The sequence below is a fragment of the Acinetobacter sp. 24-47-67 genome (assembly GCF_056779735.1).
Genome location: NZ_JBWYIK010000007.1, coordinates 127722 through 151170 on the forward strand (window position 1 = coordinate 127722; position 23449 = coordinate 151170).

Consider the following 23449-nt stretch of genomic DNA (forward strand, 5'->3'; position numbering starts at 1 on the left):
TCTCCTTTAGATAGATTGTATACCTAATTTATTTAAACAAAAAAACAGCCTAAAAATTTAGGCTGTTTTCTATTTTAATCATTTTTTAACGTAAAAAGCCATTCTGTGCTAAAAATTCCATGCTTAATTTAGACTCAGGTTTATGTTCAGCAGCCTTATCCCCAAGCAATAAACGTTCAATATATCGTGCAAGTACATCGACTTCTAAGTTTACTTTAGTCCCGACTTTCCACGTACTAATATTGGTCCGCTCTGCAGTATGAGGAATAAGATTTAAACTCAACACATTGCCACGTAGATGATTGATTGTAAGACTAATTCCATCAACTGTGATGGAACCTTTCTCCGCTAAATATTTTGCAATTTCAGGCGGGGCCGTTACCTCAAAATAGAGTGAACGTGCATCTTGACGTTGCACCGTAATTTCACCAACTACATCTACATGTCCACTAACAATATGACCACCAAAGCGAGTTGTTGGTAACATCGCTTTTTCTACATTGACGGTTTGCCCAACCTTCCAACTCGATAAAGTTGTACGATGAATACTTTCAAGTGACACATCTGCTTCGTACCATTGATTGCCCCATGCAATAACAGTTAAGCAGATGCCATTAGTCGCAATAGAATCACCCAAGTGAACATCAGACATATCAAGATCAGTCTGTATACGCAAGCGGATATCACCACCTACATTTTGTAAACTTTCGACTTTTCCTAAACTTTCTACAATGCCTGTAAACATAATGGGTACTCTTAAATTTGTTCTATTTTTACCATAAATCCAATTGTTCAGCGACGCCTGTAGTATCAACTCCACCCAATTCAGCATAGTGGTGTAACTGACCAAGTAACTGTCGAATTGGCGGTCCTGATTTTGCGTGCGTGTCGGTAATGACGATAAACTCAAGAACGCGCGCACGCTCAGACTGACGCTGCTTACTCACACGATATCTTGGAACATCTTGAGTCAAAATTGTGACTCGTCCACGCTCTAAATTCGCTTTAAGTAAATCGCCAGCCTCAATATTTCCATCCGTTGAATAACTGGTCAAAATATAGCGTGCATTAATGGTTTGCAAAAGCTTTTCATACGCTTCTTTGGCATGTTTAGAAGAATTGTATGGGCTTGGTCGTTCTTTACGCCAAGCACGGTCGATTCCACTCTTGAAACCCTTAGTATCTGGACTTGGTAAATCTACCTGATCCCATAAAGTCAAAGCATTCAATACATGATAGTTGCTACTATACGCATGCTGATTATAGGGTGGATCCAAATATGCCACATCGACTTCGAAACCACTCATTTGGTTTGCTAAGTGTTGAGCATCCACACACCACATTTCAGCTGCTGGGCCTGTCAGATTTGAATTTTCACAAAAACGACTGGGGGTCAGCCATAGTAATGATTCAATTCGCTCTAAAGCCGTCTGAGTTTTACCGCCCCAGCCGTGATGGAAACTCTTAAATACGCCTGACGTATTACTCACAAAACTTGCTGAATACAATAAAGGTGCAAGTAAAGCGCTCATTTCCACATCATCAATTGCACCTTGAGCTTGCCAGGTTGCAATTTGTTGACGAATTGCATCAATGCGCATGCCATTTCGACGTTTGAAGAATAAACGGTCTCGTGAAGGATCATAGATCTCATCATTACGAGGACAGAGATTGTGTGTTACCCATCCTTTGACCTCAGGCAAGCGATTAAGATAATCAATTGCTTTCTGATATCCGCCTAATTCTTTAAAAACAGGAGCTTCAGTACATGACAATATGGCATGATTAAGTGCGTGGCTGTAAGGCTCCCAATCGTTCGCTATCACTCGGTAGCCATTTTGACGAGCCAAACGAGAAACCACACCGCTCCCAGCAAAGAAGTCCGCAAAGATAGGCGCTCGACCTGAACTCATATTCAAAGTTCCAGTGCTTTCTAATGCCTCAAGAATCAAATGTAATAAACGACGCTTGTTGCCTAAATAAGGCACAAGTTGATTAAACAAATACTCATCTGTCGTACGTGCTGCATGGCGACGTTTATGATAAACCGTTGACTCTGTACTCATAGCGACTCTTGATCAGGGATTAATTTTAAACGGATGTCATCACCTAACTGAGTTACATCTTGAAGTTTAAAACGGAGTTGTTCTGTCATTAGATTAAATTCAGCATTAAACATTGGACGAGCTGATTGACCTAATAGTGTAGGCGCAATATAACTAATCAATTCGTCTACCAAATTTTCCTGCAAAAATGCAGTAGATAGGGTTGCACCAGCTTCCACCATCACATCATAGATTTGAAAATCTTTTAAGACTTTTAGCAATTCAGCTAAGGACTGAACTTCGAGTTGAATCACGCCAAGTTGTGCAAGCTCTGCTCGAAATGGCCCCATGACCATGACAGTATCAGGATTCTCTAACACTTTAGCATCTAAAGGTAAGCGACCTTGACGATCTAAAATCACGCGTTTAGGCTGCACAACTCGTTCTAATTGAATATTCGGTAAAGTTCGGACATTCAACTGACAATCATCAGCCAACACTGTTTCAATACCCGTGATCACTGCACCAGAAATTGCACGCCAATGTTGAACATCCTGACGTGCCAATTCACCTGTAATCCACTTCGACTCCCCTGAAGCCATTGCTGTACGACCATCGAGACTCGATGCGACCTTTAAACGTACATAAGGTAATCCCTTAGACATAGCTTTAAAGAAGCCTAAGTTCAAAGGACGCGCTTCCAACTCACAGATCCCGACTTCAACGTCTATGCCTGCTTGTTGTAGGATAGCCACACCTTTACCAGCAACCAATGGATTAGGGTCTGAACAAGCCACTATCACTTTTGCAATGCCCGCTTCGACCAAACCTTTAGCACAAGGAGGAGTACGACCATAATGCGCACAAGGTTCTAATGTGACATACGCGGTTGCACCCTGTGCTTGCTCCCCTGCTTGACGAAGTGCAAATACTTCGGCATGTGGTTGCCCAGCTTGGGGGTGAAAGCCTTCACCAATAATCTGTCCGTCTTTGACAATGACACAACCTACATTAGGATTTGGTTTTGTCGAATATTGACCTTGCTTCGCCAATACTATTGCACGACGCATCCACATTTGATCTTGATCGATCTTTTGTTGCGAGAACTCAGACATTCATAACCTTGAAGTTGAATTTGGGGCGAGATTAATGTTCTTGATCTCGGTGTTGCATTTGTTCGATTTGACGGCGGAACGCTTCTACATCTTGGAAATCTTGATATACAGAGGCAAAACGTACGTATGCGACATGATCAAGGGCAAATAAAGCCTTCATTACAATTTCGCCTATTGTACGAGAACGAACATCACGTTCACCTAGTCGACGAATTTGAAGTTGAATATCACTGACCACCGTTTCAATTTGTTCTTGTGTCACGGGACGTTTTTGTAAAGCATGCATGAGTGAACGACGAAGTTTCGCTTCATCATAAGGTTCATTTTTGCCATCAGACTTGGTGACACGAGGCATCACCACTTCAAAACTTTCAAAAGTTGTAAAACGCTCATTACAACTAATACATTCACGACGACGGCGAATTTGGCAGCCTTCAGCAGCTAAACGTGAATCAATCACCTTACTATCAGCGGCGTTGCAAAATGGACAATGCATAGCAGTTTAATTGAACAAATTCTATTTGCACCAAGTGTATCAAAAAATTCTGCTCATGTTGAGCTTTCATCAATATATAGAAAAAAAACAGCCCCAAAGGGCTGTTTCACACTATATATTGATTGTTGTGTTTAATCGTTATTCAACACGCTCACCATGTTGACTTAAATCCAGACCCATACGCTCATCGTCTGACTCAACACGAATACCGATGATTAAATCAATGACTTTTAAGATGATGAATGTCAGGATTGCTGAATAAGCGATTGTTGCAAGAACACCTTCAACTTGTACCCATAATTGGCTTAATACGTTTGTAGGTGCTGCATCGCCCATGATGAACTCACTTGCAAAGAATGCGGTTAGAATTGCGCCAACGATACCACCAACACCGTGAAGTCCAAAGGCATCTAATGAGTCATCCGCTTTCAATGCACGTTTTAATGCTGTAATACCCCAGAAGCATACGACACCACCAATTAAGCCCATCGCTAAAGCACCACCTACTGTCACGAATCCAGCAGCTGGCGTAATCACAACCAGGCCAGCTACCGCACCTGATGCGGCACCCAACACAGAAGCTTTGCCACGAACCACTTTTTCAGTGATTAACCATGAGATGGCAGCAGCGGCAGCAGCAACTTGAGTTACCACCAATGCATAACCTGCTGAACCATTTGCACCTAATGCAGAACCACCATTGAAACCAAACCAGCCGACCCAAATTAAACTCGCACCAATGACAGTCAATGTAAGGTTATGTGGTGCCATTGATTCTTTGCCTAGCCCCATACGCTTACCAAGCATATACGCCGCAACTAAACCAGCAACACCTGAGTTAATATGAACAACAGTACCACCAGCAAAATCAAGTGCACCATCGTTACCTAACCAACCACCACCCCATACCCAATGTGTAATAGGAGCATAGACAACCACCACCCAAATTGCGATAAACGCAACAAAAGCACTGAATTTCATACGCTCAGCAATAGAACCACTGATAATGGCAACGGTAATGATTGCAAATGTCATCTGGAAGATGACAAATAAAATTTCTGGAATTGTTCCACTCAATGCTTCTGTAGTGATACCAGACAACATAAATTTATCTAGACTTCCAATAAAGGCATTACCTTCACCAAAAGCAAGTGTGTAGCCAACCACTACCCAAGCGATACTGACCACCGCAGCAGCGACAAAGCTGTGTGCCATGGTACTTAAGACATTTTTTTTACGTACCATACCGCCGTAAAACAGCGCTAAACCAGGAATGGTCATGAGTAAAACGAGTGCAGTTGAAACTAAAATCCAGGCAGTGTCACCCGTATCAAGAACTGCCCCTTCTTCAGCAGGAGCTTCTTCTGGAGCTGCTGGTAATGTTTCAACCAAATTAGAATCTGTAGATGAAGCCTCAGTTTCAACAACTGCAACTTCAGTAGAAGTTGGTTCTGACACTGCTTCTTCAGCCCATGCGACAGAACCACCTAAGAGTGCGCCAGACAAGCTCAGCGCCATTAGCATTTTTTTCATTCGTATCCCCCAACCTAGTTTTTGTGAGTTATTCGCTACTCAGCAAACTTCATGCCAAATTAAACTGCGTCAGCACCAGTCTCACCAGTACGGATACGGATAACTTGTTCTAGATTCGTCACGAAAATTTTTCCGTCACCAATTTTGCCAGTACTAGCTACACGTGTAATTGATTCAATCACTGAATCAACCATTTCGTCACTGATTGCGATTTCAATTTTTACTTTAGGTAAAAAATCAACCACATATTCAGCACCACGATAAAGTTCAGTATGACCTTTTTGACGACCAAAACCTTTTACTTCAGTTACGGTGATCCCTTGAACGCCAATTTCAGAGAGTGCTTCACGCACGTCATCTAATTTGAATGGTTTTACAATTGCTGTTACGAGTTTCATGTTGTTTTCCTTCGGCTTTTTTCACCAGTAAGGTTTTATGTTCAAATTTCATGCCAAACTTCATAATGGTTGGGGATATTAATCAGCCAGCATGAACTTATTTATAACCTATTTTATACGCCTACACGGTCTTATGTTCTAAAAATATTGGGAATTTTGATGGATTTTTTTTATGTTCTTATTGGTTTAACCTATGAAATGTAGTTAACACTAGGGTCAATCTAAAACGGATGTTAAACTTCAATGTTGATGACTTATTATTCGGAAGAACTATGATTGAAACTTTATTACAGGCAATCTTAGAACAGGTTGACCAACCCAAGAAAGATTTAGAAAAAAATGTGAGAGCGTTGTTAAACGAAGCGATTAGTAAAATGGATTTGGTTTCTAAAGAAGAAATTGAGCGTCAGAAAACTGCACTAAACAATGCCAATTTGCGTTTAACAGAACTTCAAACGCAATTAAAATCATTAGAAAGCTTAATTTCCGATCAAAAATAAGCAACATTGCACCAATACAGTGCTTAAACACAAAGTTAGCGATTAAAAATAAAGCAATTCGAAAAATAATATAATAATGGTTCAATTTTATGTCATTTGCCAAAATTTATACCCGAGGTCTTCTTGGTTTACATGCACCACTGATTGAAGTCGAGGTTCATGTCAGCCAAGGATTACCTTCACTCACTATTGTAGGTCTTCCAGAAGCTGCTGTTCGAGAAAGTAAGGATCGTGTCCGTTCTGCAATCATTAATAGCGGTTTTCAATTTCCAACCAAACGGCTGACGATCAATCTAGCCCCAGCTGATTTACCCAAAGATAGTTCAAGGCTTGATTTACCTATTGCTTTGGGGATTTTAATCGCTTCAGGGCAACTACATGATCAAAATATTGACCGTTTTGAATTCATAGGTGAATTGGCACTCGATGGTCTGTTAAGACCTGTAACTGGAACTTTGACTATCGCAATGGCATGTCAAACCGCAGGTCATGAGTTAATGATTCCTGTGAGTAATTTGGATGATGCAGCCCTTCTTCCCAATTTTGAGGTGTATACAGCCAAGTCATTAAAAGATGTTTGCCAACACTTTGATCAATCGAGTCCAATTCAACCCATATTAGCGAATAAAACGATCCAACCTCAAATAAATCGATTTGATCTAGCTGATGTCAAAGGTCAATTACGTCCAAGACGCGCCTTAGAAATTGCAGCAGCTGGTGGACATTCGATTTTATTTAAAGGTCCGCCAGGCACTGGTAAAACACTGCTTGCCTCAAGATTGTCTGGCATCTTGCCCCCATTAACCAATCAAGAACACTTAGAGGTCGCAAGTATTTACTCCATTGCAAATACACCTTATCAATTTGGTCATCGCCCCTTTAGAGCGCCACATCATACGGCATCCGCTGTGGCCTTGGTTGGTGGTGGATCACACCCTCGACCAGGTGAGATCACCTTAGCCCATTTAGGTGTACTTTTTCTCGATGAATTACCTGAGTTTGACCGAAAAGTCTTAGAAGTATTGAGGCAGCCTCTTGAGTCGAAAGAAATCGTCATTTCCAGAGCATCAAGACAAATTACTTTCCCGGCTAATTTTCAATTTGTCGCTGCAATGAATCCATGTCCATGTGGATATGCCTTCAATCAAGACAGTCGTTGTCAATGTTCACCTGAATCAATTAAGCGCTATCAAAATCGAATTTCTGGCCCTTTACTAGATCGGATTGACTTACATATTGATGTGCCACCTTTACCTCCCCAAGACATGCAAAGCACTACACCGATGGAGAATTCTGAAACAGTCAGAAAACGGGTGATTCAGGCCTATGAGTTGCAAATTCAACGACAAGGTGTGACAAATCAAAATCTAAGTTCTCAACAGCTTGATCAAGTGGCTCAACTAGATGATTCTGCAAAAAAGATTATCGCTATGGCTCAGCAACGTTTGAATTTATCAGCACGTTCTTACCACCGAATCTTACGTGTCGCTCGTACAATTGCTGACTTAGCGAGTTCTGAACATATACAAACAGCTCACTTAACCGAAGCACTCTCTTATCGTAAACAGGAATAAAAAAAGCGACTCAGTTGAGTCGCTTTTTTTATTTGAGTTGAGTTTAGAAGCTATAACCCAATGCTAATACCATTTTATTCTTTAAATTGTTTCCATAACGATCATCACCACCAATAATATAATTCATGCTTGCTGTGACACCTGTTTCCCCTAAAGCTTTACTTAGACCAATATCAAAGTGACGGAAATTAAAACTTTCTGACTCTGGTGTTTCTGCAACATACTTACCGTTTTTTTCATAAACATATAAACCCAAAGCTGTGTCCAAGCTAAAATCGTTTGGTAGAGGATAACTATATGTAGCTTTTAAATATGTGTCTCCAGCGTTCCCCCAACCTGTATCTTCCAACAAAGTTTGAGCAGTTACTCCAACATCTTTGTAATTCAGACCAAGTAATAATTCAAAGCCATCATAAACTGACGTTTCAACGTCATAATAATAGTAATAAGTTGTACCTACAGTAAAACCAGTGTTTTCATTGATTGAACCGTTGTAACCCACATAAAAATTATTTTCCATTGGATTGGTAGTACCGTAAGCATCTGTACCTAACGTAGATGTCCACCACCCTGCGTACAATCCAGAACTATGGCTATAGTCTAATCCACCTTGTAATGTAGCTTCAGTATTTTCAGGAGCTGCCGTATTACCACGCAATATATAACTTGATAAAACACTGATATTACCCGATACAGAATGCGGTGAAGTTGGTACCTCAGCAAAACTAAATGTTGATGCAGATGCTACAACTGCTAGACCCAATGCTTGAATTGCTAATTTCATATTTATGTTCCCCCACATCATGATTAGATGCTTTTTCGGTTTATTTGTTGAACTCATATGTGAATTAGCAATAGCTATGCCAAAGTTAAAGGTGTTTAGATACAAAGGAATTAAAATAACGAGATAAAATAATTTAAATTAATGATTTTATTATTATATTTGTTTAAATTTCTTATTTTTAAAAATATTCAAAGAAATTTTTTTTGACGATTTACCTGAGTTAAAGACATATCTTTTTAGATCACACATTCATTTACAACTTGCCTCATTTTAAGGCTATTTTTTAATCAACCTTACAGTTGGAGTATCAATTTAGTGCGTCACAAAAAGCAAGTGATCTCTGAAGCACATTACAATTAAATAAAAATGAACTGAATAACTATCATTCTTATTTAAAATCCTTTATTCATCCTTGTCTGCTTCTAGAGTTACAAAAAAAAACGTGCCAGATTGACTAAATTAAATAAAAAAAAGAATATCAGGTTAAAAATAAATATATGTTATTAATAGTTAAATTTAATTTTATAATACTTTTAATCTTTAATAATTCACAACTTAGTTCAATTTATATACTTTTTGCTTATGACTTTAGGTGCGAAATTGTGAATAATAGAGCCAATTTTGTTATACATTACGTATACAAATACTAAACATTTAACCATAATCATTTTGTATGAGGCTCTCTCCCAATGCAAAAATTCCAAAAACTAAGCTTAGCAGTTATTATTCAAGCTGCTTTAATTTCTACTGCATTTGCGAGTGAGCAAAGTGAATCAAAGGGCCTAGTCGCTGACGCGGAAGGATCAGTATTATTCCGTACAGGTTTCTTGCATCGTGATAAAAAGAACGGTGTCGAAGATACCAGCTCAGCAGCTCAAACAGCCATGGTTAAAATTGAGTCTGGTTTCACGAAAGGTATCGTTGGTTTCGGTGTTGGTGTTATTGGTGATGGGTCTTTCAAATTAGGTGATAATGCCCATACCGGTAATGACATGATTCCAGTCGATAATAATGGTCATGCTTATGATCATTGGGCAAGAGGTGGTGCTTTCATCAAAGCTCGTATGTCGAACACCACAGCTACTTATGGGACTCAGATTTTAGATTTACCTGTTCTTGCAAGTAATACAGCTCGTTTGGTACCTGAATATTACACTGGCTTGTTAATCCAAAGTAATGAAATCGATAATTTGACTTTGGTTGCTGGTAAATTTACTGAAAACCAACGTTCTAGTCAAATCAGTACCGATGGAAATGAATTAGATCGCGCGGTTGTTTGGGGCGCTAAATATAACTTTGGTGATGCTCTCAACGCGTCTTATTATGGTACGGATATAAAAGACCGTTTAGATCGTCACTATGTAAATGCCAACTATAGTTATGCCGTGGCCAAAGGTAAGTTGACTCACGATTTCAGTGCATATCGTACTGAATGGGATGCTGCACCAAATAATACGGCATATACTTATTCTCATACTTCAAATGATTTCAATAATTTAAGTAATAATATTTGGGCAATTTCAACAACTTACAATACTGGTCCACACAATGTAATGCTTGCTTACCAACAAAATACAGGTAATACAGGTTATGACTATGGTTTGGGCAAAGGTGTTGGTGATGGCCATCAAACGATTTATATGCCTAACTCATATTTATCTGATTTTATTGGTAATGATGAAAAATCTGTACAGCTGCAATATACCTATGATTTTAGCGCATTAAATGTTCCAGGGCTATCGTGGACTTCAGCATTCGTCTATGGTTGGGATATCGATGTTTCTGCAGGTGATGCTGACCGTTCAATCCTGCTGACCAATGATGCACAGGAACGTGAATTCTTTAACCAAGTGAAATATACAGTTCAATCTGGTTTTGCTAAAGATGCAAGCTTACGTGTTCGTCACTCTTACTACCGTGCAAGTGATGAATATCAAAGCGCTTATATCGGCGACACCAACGAATGGCGTATTTGGTTAGACATTCCCGTGAAATTATTCTAATTTTCAACTAAAAAGATCAATAAAAAAACCTGCACTTTGTGCAGGTTTTTTATAAAAGCTACAAGATCAAAGTTTGTAGCTTTATTTATACATCAGGCAAATTATTTGTTTGCTTCTGCATAAGCAGCAATTGAGCTTAACACTTCTTGTTTAGCAACATCTGCACCTTCCCAACCGCTTAACTTGACCCACTTACCTGGCTCTAAGTCTTTGTAGTGTTGGAAGAAATGTTCAATTTGACTAATCAATAAAGGAGGAAGGTCAGTATATTCTTGAACATCTTTATAGATTGGCGTTAATTTATCGTGTGGTACAGCGACAAGTTTCGCATCAACACCACCATCATCTTCCATATTTAATTTACCCACTGGACGGCAACGGATAACCGAACCTGGTTCTACAGGATGTGGTGTAACAACTAATACGTCTAATGGATCGCCATCAAGAGATAATGTATTTGGTACATAACCGTAGTTTGCTGGGTAGAACATTGCAGTACCCATGAAACGATCTACGAAAAGTGCATCTGAATCTTTATCAATTTCATATTTAATTGGTGCTGCATTTGCAGGGATTTCGATAATTACATAGATATCGTTTGGTGCATCTTTACCTGCAGGGATATTACTGTAGCTCATAGCAAACTCTTTACTGTCAGTGTTCATTAAAATGGGGTTGATTATAACGCTTTATTCAGCAATCATCATTCGATTATACAAGCTGAAGATGTATTTTAGGTATGGTGTTAGTCTGTTTTTCTTAGAGCAATCGAATAATTAATAAAAGCAATAAGATCGGACAAAGCATTGATAAGAACCAAACAATTGATCTAAGGGTCGCCCAATTACATAAATAACAAATCCCATAGATGATTCGTAAGACGATATACGCCGAACCTAATAAAATCACCAATTGTTGTTGAACAACCATATACTCAGCCATCAAAACTGCCGCAATAAATAATGGCAAACTTTCAAAGCTATTTTGCTGAGCAGCATTCGCTCGAGCCGCTAAGCCTGTGGTTTTAGACATGAATTCACGCGGATTTTGATTATCCTGCCCTTTGAAACCACCTGCAATTTTAGCAATGACTGTAAATAAATAAGGGAGTAAACAAGCAATTAAAATAAGGTAAATAACACCGTCAATACCGTGCATGGATTTCAGTCCAATGATTTAAGCTGGTTTTATCTTAGCATGATGTTTGTGCGATAATTTTAGTTAAATTATTTTGTTTATTAAAATTCTGAGTAATGGCATGACCAATTCTGACCAAAATAAGTTATTTGATGTTCTCGAGTTACAAAAGCAACATCAAAAACGTGTCGATCGTGTGCTTTATATCGTTCTTCCGATTATGGCTTTCTTGATCAGCGTAATTTGTGCCAATATGAATTGGCAATCGACTCTCGGCACATTACTGGTTCTCATCATCGCCTTTATCGCGGTAGGGATTAAACGAGCAAATAAATGGATCTGGCTGAGCATTATTTCAGTATATAGCTTAGTTGATATTTACTTCAGTTATTCAGGACAGTTACCGAGTTCTGCTGTAGGGCGTCATTTAGGTACAATGCTGACATTCACATTTATTATTGCAACAGCGCGACCTTATATCGACCGTTGGCTAATGAAAGAATAAATTAAAAAAAGCGCCTTACGGCGCTTTTCTGAATTTGAATTATTTGCGTAAATCTTTACGAAGGATTTTACCGACATTCGATTTTGGCAATTCATCCATGAATTCAACATAACGAGGACGCTTATATCCTGTTAAGTTTTCTTTCGCAAAAGCTAATACTTCTTCTGTTGTTAATGATGGATCTTTCTTCACAACAAACAGCTTAGGCACTTCACCTGATTTTTCATCAGCTACACCAATCGCTGCAACCTCGAGTACTTTAGGATGTGTTGCAATCACTTCCTCGATTTCAGATGGGTATACGTTAAAGCCTGATACCAAGATCATATCTTTCTTACGATCAACAATCTTGAAGTAACCACGAGCATCCATGATACCGATATCACCAGTACGGAAGAAACCATCTGCGGTCATCACCTTAGCTGTTTCATCTGGTCGGTTCCAATAGCCTTTCATGACTTGAGGACCACGGATTGAAATCTCACCTTGCTCACCTTGTGGAACTTCATTGCCATCGTCATCCAAGACAGCGACATCCGTTAAAGGTAATGGGATACCAATCGTACCGCTAAACTCTTCAGATGCCGGTGGGTTTGCCGTTGCAATAGGTGAAGTTTCAGAAAGACCATAGCCTTCAATAATATTTGTACCTGTGATTTTTTTCCAAGCTGCAGCAGTTGAAGGCAATACAGCCATACCACCACCCATCGCCATTTTTAATTTGCTATGGTCAAGTTGTTTGAATTCTTCATTATGAACGAGTGCGTTGAATAAAGTATTCACTGCTGGGAAGAAACCAGGCTGATATTTGCGTAGCTCTTTAATGACTGCAGGGAGATCACGAGGGTTAGGAATCAATACGTTTGCTTGACCCTTGTACATACCATAAAGTGCACAAACCATGAATGCAAAGATATGATATAGCGGTAATGCACAGAAAATGCGATCGTCGCTCGCACCATCTTGAGCACCAAATTTAGATTGGAAAATACCATCTGCTTGCATTAAGTTTGCAACAAGGTTGCGATGTGTTAATTCCGCACCTTTTGATACGCCTGTTGTACCACCTGTATATTGCAATACAGCAGTGTCGCTCAACGTTGTTGCTGGGCGCTTATAATTTGCAGAACTGCCTTTAGACATCGCAGTCGTGAATTTCACATGTCCTGGGATACTCCAAGCTGGAATTTGCTTACGCACTTTACGTAAAACAAAATTCACGAGTGTACCTTTTAAGGTACCTAACATATCACCTACTGTCGCCACGATCACATGCTTAACTGGCGTTTTACCAAGAATTGATTGATAAACAGAAGCGAAGTTTTCAATAATCACAAGCGCTTCAGTGCCTGAGTCATTCAGTTGATGCTCAAGTTCACGAGCTGTGTAAAGTGGGTTCACGTTGACAAGGACTAAGCCCGCACGGAATACACCAAGTGCCACCACTGGATATTGCAGTACGTTTGGCATCATGACCGCTACGCGAGAACCTTTTGCTAAACCAAGGCTTTGAAGATAGGCTGCAAATTGACGGCTCGCCGTATCAAGTTCATTGAACGTTAATGTTTTATCCATAAAGATAAAAGCATCACGCGAACCAAATTTCTGGAAGTTTCTCTCAAAAATATCAACAAGAGAGGTATTTTCTGGTGGTAATTCTACTGTTTGTGGAATTCCAGTTTTTTGGTATTCAGCGAACCAAATCTTTTCCATAATGCCATATTCTCCAATTAGTAATACTTGGTTTTAAACTCTTATTTTCGATAATGTATTGAGCATCTTATTTAATTTATTGCTCAATAAAGCATCCATAGCCATAAATACATTTCATATATAACGTATTTTGTCGACTAGATGCTAGCTTTATCTTTGAATGAAGAGTTTATTTGCTTTTTGATAACCTCGTGGTAATACCTGCCCTTTTGAAGCACGTTTACCGATGTATTTCAGCAGATCATCACCTTTTAATTTCAATTGTTGTTGTCCAGCAACGACCTGAAGCACATCATCCAAGTTAAGTGTTGTCATAGACACAATGCGTTCCTTTGCATCCAACTGCATCAATTTATTACCTTTTCCTTTATTGAGCATTGGTAATTCTGTCAGCTCTGTCAGTAATAATCGTCCAGAACTGCTGAGTACAGCGATATGTGTACCATCAATTTGTTGCAATGGCATTGCGCTTGCATCATCTGCAAGCGTTAAAAACGCTTTACCCGCTTTAGCATTGGTGTCCAATTGTTTCGCTTGTGTTTTAAAACCATATCCTTTGGAGCTGATCGCTAATATTTCCACCTCATCTTCAGCAATCAGAATTTGTTGGAAATTTACTCCATTTGCTGGCGATAATTTCGAGCTTAATGGTTCACCTAAGCCGCGCGCTGAAGGTAATCCTGTAATTGGTAATGCGTAACTTCGACCGGATTGATCTAATACATACACTTTTTGATTAGATTTACCTTGTGCATGACTTAAATATTGATCTCCTACACGGAAATTGACTTTATCTAGATCGATCTCATGTCCTTTCGCACAACGAATCCAACCCGCTTCCGATAAAATGACAGTGACAGGATCAGCTGGCATCAAATCTTGTTCACTAATCGCGATCGCTTCTTCACGCTGAACAATTGGAGATCGGCGATCATCACCAAACTTTTTCGCATCTTCTTTTAATTCTGAAATGATCAGATTTTTTAAAGATTCAGGATTCGCCAATTGCTCTCGAATCACGGCTGCTCGACCTTCAAGCTCTTCTTGTTCACGGCGAATTTCCATTTCTTCGAGACGCGCCAAATGACGTAATTTAAGCTCTAGAATGGCTTCGGCTTGAATTTCATCAATACCGAAATGTGACATTAACACTTCTTTCGGATGATCTTCCTCACGAATAATGCGAATTACCGTATCAATATCTAAATACGCAATTAAAAGTCCCGCCAGAATATGTAGACGTTTTTCAATTTTATTCAAATGGTATTGCAAACGTCTCGTCACAGTCGTTTTACGAATTTCAATCCATTCCAATAAAATACGACGGATTGATTTTACTTGTGGACGACCATCAGCACCAATCATGTTCATATTGACGCGGTAGCTCGACTCAAGATCGGTCGTGGCAAATAAATGGCTCATGACCGCATCTGCATCGATACGATTTGAACGCAAGACAATTACCAAACGTGTTGGACATTGATGATCTGATTCATCTCGTACATCACTTACCAACGGTAATTTTTTTGCCTGCATTTGATCAGCAATTTGGCTGATAATTTTAGAGCCAGAAACCTGATATGGTAATTCACTGATGACAATTTCATTTTTTTCAACCGAATATACCGCACGCATGCGATAACTGCCGCGCCCAGTGCTTTGTAATTTCAGTAATTCATCAGCAGGTGTAATAATTTCTGCTTGAGTCGGTAAGTCTGGACCAGGAATATATTCAGCAACTTTTTCATCAGACAAATTCGGGTTACGAATCAGTGCAATGGTACCCTTAACAACTTCCCGTAAATTGTGTGGTGGAATATCTGTTGCCATTCCCACCGCAATTCCCGTCGTACCATTTAAAAGAATATTCGGTACGCGTGCTGGTAAATTTACAGGCTCTTTTAATGAACCATCAAAGTTATCTTGCCAGTCGACAGTTCCTTGACCTAACTCAGAGAGCAGGACTTCACTATATTGTGATAGTTTGGCCTCGGTATATCGCATTGCAGCAAACGACTTTGGATCATCTGGTGATCCCCAGTTGCCCTGCCCTTCAATAAATGGATAACGATAACTAAATGGCTGTGCCATTAAGACCATTGCTTCATAACAAGCAGAATCACCATGCGGATGATATTTACCTAAAACATCACCAACTGTACGTGCTGATTTTTTGGGTTTACCACTATGCTTTAGACCAAGCTCGCTCATCGCATATACGATACGGCGTTGTACAGGTTTTAATCCATCACTAATATGAGGCAATGCACGATCCATAATCACGTACATCGCATAGTTTAGGTAAGCTTGTTCTGTAAATTCTGCTACAGAACGATTCTCTGTCGCTTGGTGCGCAAGGCTTGTCATTGAATCGTGAAATCCTAATGAATGAATAGTTTAAGGGTGTATGCTAGTCTCCCAAACTGCGAAGAACAAGCAAGGTTGGACACTTTGTAAAGATAAAATAACAAAAAAAAGGCCAGTTGGTTTTATTTCATTTTAAATTGGACTTTTTTCTTGTATCCAATTAATTTTATTGAATATACAATAATCAAAACACAACTTTATAACGAATGCTTTTACATACGCTCATCGTATGAACGGAACAAACATGCATAATTACATTCCTTATGATCTTCGCTCAAAATTATTTCAAATTGACCCTAATCTAGATGTTCATTGGCAAACGCGTTTAAAAAATATTTTTAATAGTGTTCCCGCACCAATACAAGGTCTGATCCAGGAACAATTCCTGACTGCGAAGAATATTTACTGGGATCAACATCGACAATCATTCACTTTTAAGGGCATTGTTGGTCTTCAGGATTTAAGCAGTCATTTAATCTCACCGAAAATGCGAACTTTGGCTGAAAAGATCGCAGCCACTTTAGAAACGCTTAAATCATATCAAGACGTAATTAAAATCGCCGATTACTTAGAAACTGTACAAAATCAAATTGATCGTATTGAAACAGAAGAAGATCAAAGTTTTCTTAGAGACAAACAACTCCTACGAAAAACTTTTTTATATGATGCTGCAAATATCATCAAAACACTCGACTTAAATGTTCCTGATAATTGCCGACATTTAACAGCTGAAGAAATTCGTACTTTTATTCTTGAAGTTCATATTAAACATCAAATTTTAGGCTATTGGTTCAAAACCATCCTCCCGAGACAACTGAAGCAAATTAGCCATCCATTATTCCAAGACTTTATTATTCAAGAACAAAAAATTCGTGATTTTGATGTCATTGAAAGCAGTCAGTATTTATATCTGGTCGCGACCATTCATGACTTTAGACAGAACCCATATTCTATCCGCCGCTTTTTAATGGAAGAAAAGCTAGGTCTTGAAGATCGAGTTTACCTAAATGGCGTGGTGTTGGATAAGAAACGTTTAAATGATCCAAGTTATTTAGAACAATTTAAATGGCAAGTCAGTCGAATTATTACGATTCAACGACAGATCACGACTCCTATTTTGGATCTGATGGAAAAATTTCATAACGTCAATTTTGATCTGTTATTACCGTTACTCAAAAAACCGCTCGATGCCTCTGGATTTTCAGTCGAACAAGTCATTAACGAGCGCCTTTTAGATTTCGAAAAAGCTTTAACTCTTGAGATCTTGCAACCTTTTCAATATGCACTGCGTCATTCAATTCGTCACCCTGATGAGTTTGATTATTGTTTTATCAGTATGCATCGTCTGTTCTCTGATATTGCGAGTTTTTATAAAGACTTTTCAAGTGAACCCATTATCGCCTTCAATACTCAAGCTCAAATTTTCGAATATAAAATTTTATCCTATTTAAAATTGATGGAAAAAAGACGACATACTATTTTTGTGAGTTTAGACGCAGAGTCTTATGCGGCAAGTCATAGCAAATCTCAAGCAGCGATTGAGCAAGTTAAAACAATTATTGCCGATGCTCTAGACCAACATAAAGTCAATCAAATTGCTTTCAATCAGAAAAAAAGAGAACTCGAAAGCCAATCAAACAAAGGATTCTTTCAAAAAATGTTTGATAAAACTGAAAAGTTAAAATCGGATCTTGAAGCGCTTAAATTGGCTGGAATTAATAATCGACGAATTGCATATTTAGATCTCGTGAAAGTGCCCAAAAAACATGATGAAACGACGGTGTACCTTGAGTTTGAAAGTTTGATTTCAATTAATCAGACTGAGCGTCACTATGCTTTTGTCAATGGCGACAATGGGGTATCAGCTTTGCCTATTTTAATTCAACTCCCTGAAGATAAAGAAAAATTCAATCTTCAGCAAGTGTCAAACACATTACATTTTGACTTAACTAAAGCACGTCAAAAATGGGTCTAAAAAAGAGGAGCTTAGCTCCTCTTTTTTCACAGATTTACATCCCCATAGACTCAAGTGTCTTACCTTTGGTTTCCTCACCGAGCACCAAGATCACGGCTGCAACTGCCAATAATACAGCGGTAAACATCATAAATACTTGGCTAAATCCATTTGAAGCCACCATCATATGGGTAACCACTAAAGGTGCAACAATCCCACCAATACGCCCAATTGCTGCTGCCCATCCTGATCCGAAAGCACGAATATTTGCAGGATATTGTTCAGGCGTGTAGGTATATAAAACGCCCCATGCACCAAGATTAAAGAATGACATCAAGCATCCCCAGAACATGATCATCGCTACGGTATCAGCCTGCCCAAAGAAATATGCTGATACTGCACACATTGCAATAAAGCCTGAAAGCGTCGCTTTACGCCCTAACTTTTCGACGAGCCATGCCGCGACAATATAACCTGGCAATTGTGCTAAAATCATCCCGAGAACATATTCAAAAGACTGCACAATGGTATATCCCTCTTTGACTAAAAGACTTGGTAACCACGTGAAAATACCGTAATACGAATAAACAATCCCAAACCAAATTAACCACAGCATTAAACTGCGCTTAGCGAAACCGCTTGACCATAACTGACCAAAACTGACATATGAATGTGTTGAAACTGGTTTCACTTCAATTTTTTCGATGACTTCGACACCACACTGTCGCTCGATTTTTTGCACAATCGCGTGCGCTTCATCAATACGACCTCGATTGATCAAGTAAGGAATAGATTCCGGAACTTTTTTTAGAATAACGAAGACATAAAGTGCAGGCAAACCACCCAATAAAAATGCAACATGCCAATCAAATTTAGGGATGACGAAATAAGAAACCAGTGCAGCACATAACCAGCCTAGCCCCCAGAAGCTTTCAAGTAACACAATAAAGCGCCCACGAACATGGGCTGGAATGTATTCACTCACTAAAGTCACGGCAACTGGTAACTGTCCGCCTAAGCCTAAACCTACAATAAATCTAAAGATTAATAACCATGTTAAATTTGGTGCGAAAGCACAAAGAGCTGTTGCTATACTATAGATGACCAATGTTGTAGCAAATACTGCTTTACGTCCGATTCGATCTGCCAGTCCACCAGAGAACACCGCACCTATCGCCATCCCCACAAAGCCGATGGATACAACCCAACCTTTTTCAGCAGGCGTCATTTGCCAGTCTTCAGCCATCTTCGCCAAGATAAAGGAAATTAGTCCAGTATCCATTGCATCAAACATCCAGCCTAATCCAATCACCCACAACAAGGTGTAGTGAAATTTACCAATAGGTAAACGCTGTATTCGTGAGATTAAATCCATAGCATGCTCTCTGTGAGGAGTGATTTAAATACAACCAATGACAATCGCTGTTTTCTCAACACTGCTTATTTTTATTTTCTAAAGAACCATATAAAAATGACCGATCACATTATCGGCCATTTTGAAAGATGAGTGTAAAAAGTTTAATTTACATCTTTTGATGACGCCGACTGTTCATCATCATCTTTATAAATAAATTTTGGCATTTCAAGGCCAAAGTAAATTGCGATACAACGCAATGTGAAACCAAAAACAAGAGTAGAAATAATGGTGATATCTTGTGAAAAACCGACTTCGATACAGCCCCAATAGAAAATGACCGCAACAAAAGAAATACTGGCATAAAGTTCGCGACGGAAGACTAAAGGCACATCGTTACATAAGATATCTCGTAAAATACCCCCTGAAACGCCTGTCAATACACCTGCCACTGCACAAACCACGAAACCCTGTTCCATTTGAATCGCAATTTGACAACCAATAATGGTAAAACCTATCAGACCTAAGGCATCTAGAAGTAAGAATACCGAACGTAGATGTCGCATCCATTTTGCGATAAAAATCGTAAATAATGCTGCACAACATGTAAGTACTAGATATTCAGGATGTTTCACCCAAGTTAAAGGATAGTGCCCTAGCAAAACATCACGAACTGATCCTCCGCCCAAAGCAGTCACACAGGCAATAATAATGACACCAAACCAATCCATACTTCGTCGACCTGCAGACAAGGCGCCTGTCATCGCTTCCGCAGTAATCGCAATAATATAAATAACGGTGAGTAACATTGCCCTACTTCCAAATGAGGGTTTTTAATGCGCAATATTCTAAGTTAATTAAAAATTAATTCTAGAGAAATCGCGCACAACATTGCTTAAATTTTTTCCCTGATCCACAAATACAAGTCTGCTTCATCGTCACAGTTTGATCTGTCGTTGGGTCTAAAAAATACCACTGTCTATTGATGAGTACGAAATTTGAGGTTTCATGATGGACATGTACCTGATCGACATGTTGGTAATGTGCTTTGAATTCAACTTGAGCATGGGTTTTATCCAGACGAGGTAAATGCTGAATAACCTCTAATTTTAACCACTGATTGCTCATCGCCCAATCCCGAATGGCAGCAATGTCTAAATGACTTTGCTGACCTGATGCTGTGGTACTCACAATATAGTCGATTTCATGTTTAGCGAATGCACTATAGCGAGAACGCATGAGCTGTTCAGCACTTTCTGCAACACGCTGACCACGATGTAAAGGTTCACAACAGTGTGTATAAATTCCATGCCCGCAAGGACAATTGAGTTCGGACATCAATATTCCAAAAAAATAGCACCTAATGAGATGCTATTTTAACTGAGTTTAAATCATTCTGATGGGTCTCGTTTTACGATGGGTACAATATGTACTTTTTCGATTTTATGACCATCCATTGTAACCACCTCAAATAGATATCCTTCTGCTTCAAAGGTTTCTCCATTTTCAGGTAAATGTCCTAAATGGAATAAGATATAACCAGACAGCGTAGAATACTGTTCTGACTCATCAACTAAATCACGATCAAGCAATAATGAAATATGACGAATATCAGTTGAACCCTCGAGCATGAGTGAACCATCCTCTAAGCTTTCAACTGCAGTTTCTATTTCATTTTCGTTCGGGAATTCACCCGCAATCGCTTCTAAAATATCAATCGGTGTTGCAATACCCTCAATGGAACCATATTCATTGAGCACAATCGCCATTTGTAAGGGTGCCTGACGCAATTGATCCATCACCATTAAGACTTGAGCGCTTTCATGGACAATGACAGGCTCTCGAATGTGTTTTTCGAAATTAAAATCGCCTGATTCAATATAGTCATTCAAAACGTTATGCGTGAGCACCACCCCAGCAATATTGTCTAGCTCGCCATGTGCAACGATCAAACGTGAATGTTTCATAGAAAGCACTTGATATTTAATACTTTCAGGATCGTCATCTAAATCGATCCATTCGAGTTCTGGACGTGGGGTCATTAATGATTTGACTGGTCGCTCAGATAAACCTAATACTCCTTGCAACATCACGCTTTGGTATACAGCATTCTCATCCGAGAACATTTCCTCTACCAACGCTTGGGTAGCCAAAACATCATCCGTATTTGCCGATTGAGCATCTGCCGTTTTTGACTTACCACCAAGCATACGAATGACGGCAGATGCTGTTTTGAAACGTAAATCAGTCGTTGTTACCGTTTTTTCTTGGTTACGGCGCATCAATTGATTTAAAAACTCAATCAGGACAGAGAAACCAATTGCAGCGTATAGATAACCCTTCGGAATGTGGAAGCCTAGGCCTTCGACAACCAATGAGAAACCGATCATCATCAAGAAACATAGACACAGAATCACCACAGTTGGATGCTTATTCACAAAGTCCATGAGGGCTTTAGAGGCCCATAGCATGATTCCTATCGCAATAATTACGGCGATCATCATGACCGAAAGATCTTTGACCATACCGACTGCTGTAATCACACTGTCGAGTGAGAACACTGCATCCAATACCACGATCTGTACAATGACCATCCAAAATGCAGCATGAACAGGATTTTCTTCTTTAACATGAACTTTACTTTCTAGACGTTCATGTAGTTCTAAAGTTCCCTTCATTAACAAGAAAATACCGCCAAAAATCAAAATAAGATCTCGGGCTGAAAACGGATGATCAAAGATATGGAATAATGGATTCGTTAACGTGATAATCCAAGCGATTGACGCCAAAAGGATTAGGCGCATGCCAAGCGCGAGCGTTAAGCCTAAAATTCTGGCTTTATTGCGTTGCTCAGGCGGCAGTTTTTCCGCCAAAATCGCGATAAAGACGAGATTATCAATCCCGAGAACAATTTCTAAAATAATTAAAGTTAAGAGTCCCACCCATGCGGAAGGATCAGACATCCATTCAAAAATCATGAGTTACACTCCCACGTTTCAGGAAGATGGGATTCATTTAAACCAAAGTGATGAGGCAAAGTTATAAATGCAGTATTTAAATTTAGAAAATAAATAATATTTTGTTCTATTGAGCGATGTCGATCACTACTCATATTGATGTATTGGTTGCCGAACAGATTTTCAGTATAGAAAAGATTTTATTGCAATTCACTATTTTTTCGGTGAATCAAGATTGGCTTTATCAATCATTTTGGAATGAAACTACAAAATATTTCAAAAAAATCTTATTTATCTATACAGTTGTCACCTTTCTTGCTTAGATTAAACTACATGATGAAGTTAATTTAAAAAAGGTGAGTAAATAAATATGAATACAAGCATTCTTAATAACACCTTAGAGACCGATACATCAGTTAAATCAAAAGCAACTCAATGCCTTATTGCACTTTATTGTGGTTCTCGTTTTGGCAATAATCCTATTTACCAACAAAAAGCCATTGCTTTGGCTGAAAAAATTGCAAGGCAAGGATTTGGCATCGTATATGGTGGTGCAAGTATCGGATTAATGGGACAAGTCGCAGATACAGTCATTGAAAACCATGGTGAAGTTGTTGGTGTTATTCCTGAATTTATGCTTGATTACGAGGTTGCCCATAATCAGTTAACAGAACTTCACGTGGTAAGAACAATGCATGAACGCAAAGCCATGATGGCTGAACGTGCTAGTGCTTTTGTTGCGCTCCCGGGAGGTTTAGGTACATTTGAAGAAATCTTAGAAATCGCAACTTGGGGACAGTTAAATCAACACCAAAAACCAATGATTATTTATAACGTCAATGGATTCTATAATGCCTTGATTGCACAACTCGATCATGCAGTACAAGAAGGTTTTCTACCTGCTCAACATCGTGCAAAAATCATCGTATGCGAGCATTCACATCAAATCATCAATGCCATCGCAAACTTGAAATGCCCTGAACAATTCGTGGTCTAAATTCAACAAGACTTTAA

At 39.1% G+C, this 23449-nt stretch carries 21 protein-coding genes; 6 read left to right on the forward strand and 15 right to left on the reverse strand.

The annotated features are described in order from the left end of the window. Window positions 1-85: 85 nt before the first annotated feature. The 6 genes from AC1M9K_RS10030 to glnK form a co-directional block, all read right to left on the reverse strand. Window positions 86-745 carry a riboflavin synthase gene (locus tag AC1M9K_RS10030; protein ID WP_092767353.1) on the reverse strand — a complete coding sequence of 220 codons (660 nt, stop codon included), beginning with the start codon at window positions 743-745 and terminating at the stop codon, window positions 86-88. A gap of 28 nt (window positions 746-773) precedes the next feature. Further along, the gene (locus tag AC1M9K_RS10035) at window positions 774-2066 is read right to left on the reverse strand and encodes a DNA adenine methylase (RefSeq protein WP_092767355.1); all 1293 of its coding nucleotides are present in this window, start codon (window positions 2064-2066) and stop codon (window positions 774-776) included. Continuing rightward, window positions 2063-3160, reverse strand: coding sequence for a bifunctional diaminohydroxyphosphoribosylaminopyrimidine deaminase/5-amino-6-(5-phosphoribosylamino)uracil reductase RibD (gene ribD / locus AC1M9K_RS10040; protein ID WP_092767357.1), 1098 nt, complete (start codon window positions 3158-3160; stop codon window positions 2063-2065). The genes AC1M9K_RS10035 and ribD overlap by 4 nt, the downstream gene beginning before the upstream one ends. Window positions 3161-3191: 31 nt before the next feature. After that, window positions 3192-3656, reverse strand: a complete 465-nt coding sequence (gene nrdR, locus AC1M9K_RS10045) for a transcriptional regulator NrdR (RefSeq protein ID WP_035263879.1) — start codon at window positions 3654-3656, stop codon at window positions 3192-3194. A 138-nt stretch (window positions 3657-3794) separates the two neighbouring features. Then, on the reverse strand, window positions 3795-5189 hold the full coding sequence (locus AC1M9K_RS10050; protein ID WP_092767361.1) for an ammonium transporter: 1395 nt from the start codon (window positions 5187-5189) through the stop codon (window positions 3795-3797). Between the two features lie 59 nt (window positions 5190-5248). Further along, window positions 5249-5587 carry a P-II family nitrogen regulator gene (gene glnK / locus AC1M9K_RS10055; protein WP_004650081.1) on the reverse strand — a complete coding sequence of 113 codons (339 nt, stop codon included), beginning with the start codon at window positions 5585-5587 and terminating at the stop codon, window positions 5249-5251. A 272-nt stretch (window positions 5588-5859) separates the two neighbouring features. Between glnK and AC1M9K_RS10060 the strand changes: the two genes are divergently transcribed. Together AC1M9K_RS10060 and AC1M9K_RS10065 are read left to right on the forward strand one after the other, a co-directional pair. After that, window positions 5860-6087 (forward strand): accessory factor UbiK family protein, encoded by a 228-nt coding sequence (locus tag AC1M9K_RS10060; RefSeq protein ID WP_092767430.1) that lies wholly within the window; start codon window positions 5860-5862, stop codon window positions 6085-6087. A gap of 89 nt (window positions 6088-6176) precedes the next feature. Beyond that, a complete protein-coding gene (locus tag AC1M9K_RS10065) occupies window positions 6177-7661 on the forward strand; it encodes a YifB family Mg chelatase-like AAA ATPase (protein ID WP_092767363.1) in 1485 nt (494 codons plus the stop codon). A gap of 43 nt (window positions 7662-7704) precedes the next feature. Here the strand turns inward: AC1M9K_RS10065 and AC1M9K_RS10070 are convergent, their stop codons facing one another. After that, entirely contained in the window at window positions 7705-8445 is a 741-nt protein-coding gene (locus AC1M9K_RS10070; protein WP_481589179.1) for a TorF family putative porin, read from the reverse strand. 689 nt (window positions 8446-9134) lie between these two features. On the opposite strand from AC1M9K_RS10070, the gene AC1M9K_RS10075 reads away from it, so the two are divergent. After that, a complete protein-coding gene (locus AC1M9K_RS10075) occupies window positions 9135-10448 on the forward strand; it encodes an OprD family outer membrane porin (RefSeq protein WP_481589180.1) in 1314 nt (437 codons plus the stop codon). A gap of 101 nt (window positions 10449-10549) precedes the next feature. Here AC1M9K_RS10075 and ppa read toward each other — a convergent pair whose 3' ends face one another. Both ppa and AC1M9K_RS10085 read right to left on the reverse strand, forming a co-directional pair. Beyond that, on the reverse strand, window positions 10550-11086 hold the full coding sequence (ppa, locus tag AC1M9K_RS10080; RefSeq protein WP_005233448.1) for an inorganic diphosphatase: 537 nt from the start codon (window positions 11084-11086) through the stop codon (window positions 10550-10552). Window positions 11087-11207: 121 nt separating this feature from the next. After that, window positions 11208-11606, reverse strand: a complete 399-nt coding sequence (locus tag AC1M9K_RS10085; protein WP_481589181.1) for an MAPEG family protein — start codon at window positions 11604-11606, stop codon at window positions 11208-11210. A 100-nt stretch (window positions 11607-11706) separates the two neighbouring features. Between AC1M9K_RS10085 and AC1M9K_RS10090 the strand changes: the two genes are divergently transcribed. Further along, window positions 11707-12090 carry a hypothetical protein gene (locus AC1M9K_RS10090; RefSeq protein ID WP_481589182.1) on the forward strand — a complete coding sequence of 128 codons (384 nt, stop codon included), beginning with the start codon at window positions 11707-11709 and terminating at the stop codon, window positions 12088-12090. A 39-nt stretch (window positions 12091-12129) separates the two neighbouring features. Here AC1M9K_RS10090 and AC1M9K_RS10095 read toward each other — a convergent pair whose 3' ends face one another. Then, window positions 12130-13803: a long-chain-fatty-acid--CoA ligase gene (locus tag AC1M9K_RS10095; RefSeq protein WP_179998903.1), complete on the reverse strand. Its 1674-nt coding sequence runs from the start codon at window positions 13801-13803 to the stop codon at window positions 12130-12132. A 150-nt stretch (window positions 13804-13953) separates the two neighbouring features. Next, window positions 13954-16170, reverse strand: coding sequence for a DNA topoisomerase IV subunit A (parC, locus tag AC1M9K_RS10100; protein WP_481589183.1), 2217 nt, complete (start codon window positions 16168-16170; stop codon window positions 13954-13956). Window positions 16171-16414: 244 nt separating this feature from the next. Here parC and AC1M9K_RS10105 point away from each other — a divergent pair, with 244 nt between their 5' ends. Further along, entirely contained in the window at window positions 16415-18145 is a 1731-nt protein-coding gene (locus tag AC1M9K_RS10105; RefSeq protein WP_092767373.1) for a hypothetical protein, read from the forward strand. Window positions 18146-18179: 34 nt separating this feature from the next. Here AC1M9K_RS10105 and niaP read toward each other — a convergent pair whose 3' ends face one another. The 4 genes from niaP to AC1M9K_RS10125 form a co-directional block, all read right to left on the reverse strand. Further along, on the reverse strand, window positions 18180-19499 hold the full coding sequence (gene niaP, locus AC1M9K_RS10110; protein WP_481589184.1) for a niacin transporter NiaP: 1320 nt from the start codon (window positions 19497-19499) through the stop codon (window positions 18180-18182). A gap of 143 nt (window positions 19500-19642) precedes the next feature. Next, the gene (locus AC1M9K_RS10115; protein WP_035268119.1) at window positions 19643-20287 is read right to left on the reverse strand and encodes a trimeric intracellular cation channel family protein; all 645 of its coding nucleotides are present in this window, start codon (window positions 20285-20287) and stop codon (window positions 19643-19645) included. Window positions 20288-20348: 61 nt separating this feature from the next. Beyond that, window positions 20349-20816 (reverse strand): YchJ family protein, encoded by a 468-nt coding sequence (locus tag AC1M9K_RS10120; RefSeq protein ID WP_481589185.1) that lies wholly within the window; start codon window positions 20814-20816, stop codon window positions 20349-20351. A 53-nt stretch (window positions 20817-20869) separates the two neighbouring features. After that, a complete protein-coding gene (locus tag AC1M9K_RS10125) occupies window positions 20870-22456 on the reverse strand; it encodes a TerC family protein (RefSeq protein WP_481589186.1) in 1587 nt (528 codons plus the stop codon). 349 nt (window positions 22457-22805) lie between these two features. Here AC1M9K_RS10125 and AC1M9K_RS10130 point away from each other — a divergent pair, with 349 nt between their 5' ends. Next, window positions 22806-23432 (forward strand): LOG family protein, encoded by a 627-nt coding sequence (locus tag AC1M9K_RS10130; protein ID WP_481589187.1) that lies wholly within the window; start codon window positions 22806-22808, stop codon window positions 23430-23432. Window positions 23433-23449: the final 17 nt, after the last annotated feature.

Coding starts and splice junctions, on each gene's coding strand:
- AC1M9K_RS10125 (WP_481589186.1), bottom strand. CDS start 22,456: ATGATTTTTGAATGGATGTCTGATCCTTCCGCATGGGTGGGACTCTTA.
- ribD (WP_092767357.1), bottom strand. CDS start 3,160: ATGTCTGAGTTCTCGCAACAAAAGATCGATCAAGATCAAATGTGGATG.
- AC1M9K_RS10115 (WP_035268119.1), bottom strand. CDS start 20,287: ATGTTACTCACCGTTATTTATATTATTGCGATTACTGCGGAAGCGATG.
- parC (WP_481589183.1), bottom strand. CDS start 16,170: ATGACAAGCCTTGCGCACCAAGCGACAGAGAATCGTTCTGTAGCAGAA.
- AC1M9K_RS10035 (WP_092767355.1), bottom strand. CDS start 2,066: ATGAGTACAGAGTCAACGGTTTATCATAAACGTCGCCATGCAGCACGT.
- glnK (WP_004650081.1), bottom strand. CDS start 5,587: ATGAAACTCGTAACAGCAATTGTAAAACCATTCAAATTAGATGACGTG.
- AC1M9K_RS10130 (WP_481589187.1), top strand. CDS start 22,806: ATGAATACAAGCATTCTTAATAACACCTTAGAGACCGATACATCAGTT.
- AC1M9K_RS10050 (WP_092767361.1), bottom strand. CDS start 5,189: ATGAAAAAAATGCTAATGGCGCTGAGCTTGTCTGGCGCACTCTTAGGT.
- AC1M9K_RS10075 (WP_481589180.1), top strand. CDS start 9,135: ATGCAAAAATTCCAAAAACTAAGCTTAGCAGTTATTATTCAAGCTGCT.
- AC1M9K_RS10120 (WP_481589185.1), bottom strand. CDS start 20,816: ATGTCCGAACTCAATTGTCCTTGCGGGCATGGAATTTATACACACTGT.
- AC1M9K_RS10070 (WP_481589179.1), bottom strand. CDS start 8,445: ATGAAATTAGCAATTCAAGCATTGGGTCTAGCAGTTGTAGCATCTGCA.
- AC1M9K_RS10090 (WP_481589182.1), top strand. CDS start 11,707: ATGACCAATTCTGACCAAAATAAGTTATTTGATGTTCTCGAGTTACAA.
- niaP (WP_481589184.1), bottom strand. CDS start 19,499: ATGGATTTAATCTCACGAATACAGCGTTTACCTATTGGTAAATTTCAC.
- AC1M9K_RS10095 (WP_179998903.1), bottom strand. CDS start 13,803: ATGGAAAAGATTTGGTTCGCTGAATACCAAAAAACTGGAATTCCACAA.
- nrdR (WP_035263879.1), bottom strand. CDS start 3,656: ATGCATTGTCCATTTTGCAACGCCGCTGATAGTAAGGTGATTGATTCA.
- AC1M9K_RS10105 (WP_092767373.1), top strand. CDS start 16,415: ATGCATAATTACATTCCTTATGATCTTCGCTCAAAATTATTTCAAATT.
- AC1M9K_RS10065 (WP_092767363.1), top strand. CDS start 6,177: ATGTCATTTGCCAAAATTTATACCCGAGGTCTTCTTGGTTTACATGCA.
- AC1M9K_RS10085 (WP_481589181.1), bottom strand. CDS start 11,606: ATGCACGGTATTGACGGTGTTATTTACCTTATTTTAATTGCTTGTTTA.
- AC1M9K_RS10030 (WP_092767353.1), bottom strand. CDS start 745: ATGTTTACAGGCATTGTAGAAAGTTTAGGAAAAGTCGAAAGTTTACAA.
- AC1M9K_RS10060 (WP_092767430.1), top strand. CDS start 5,860: ATGATTGAAACTTTATTACAGGCAATCTTAGAACAGGTTGACCAACCC.
- ppa (WP_005233448.1), bottom strand. CDS start 11,086: ATGAGCTACAGTAATATCCCTGCAGGTAAAGATGCACCAAACGATATC.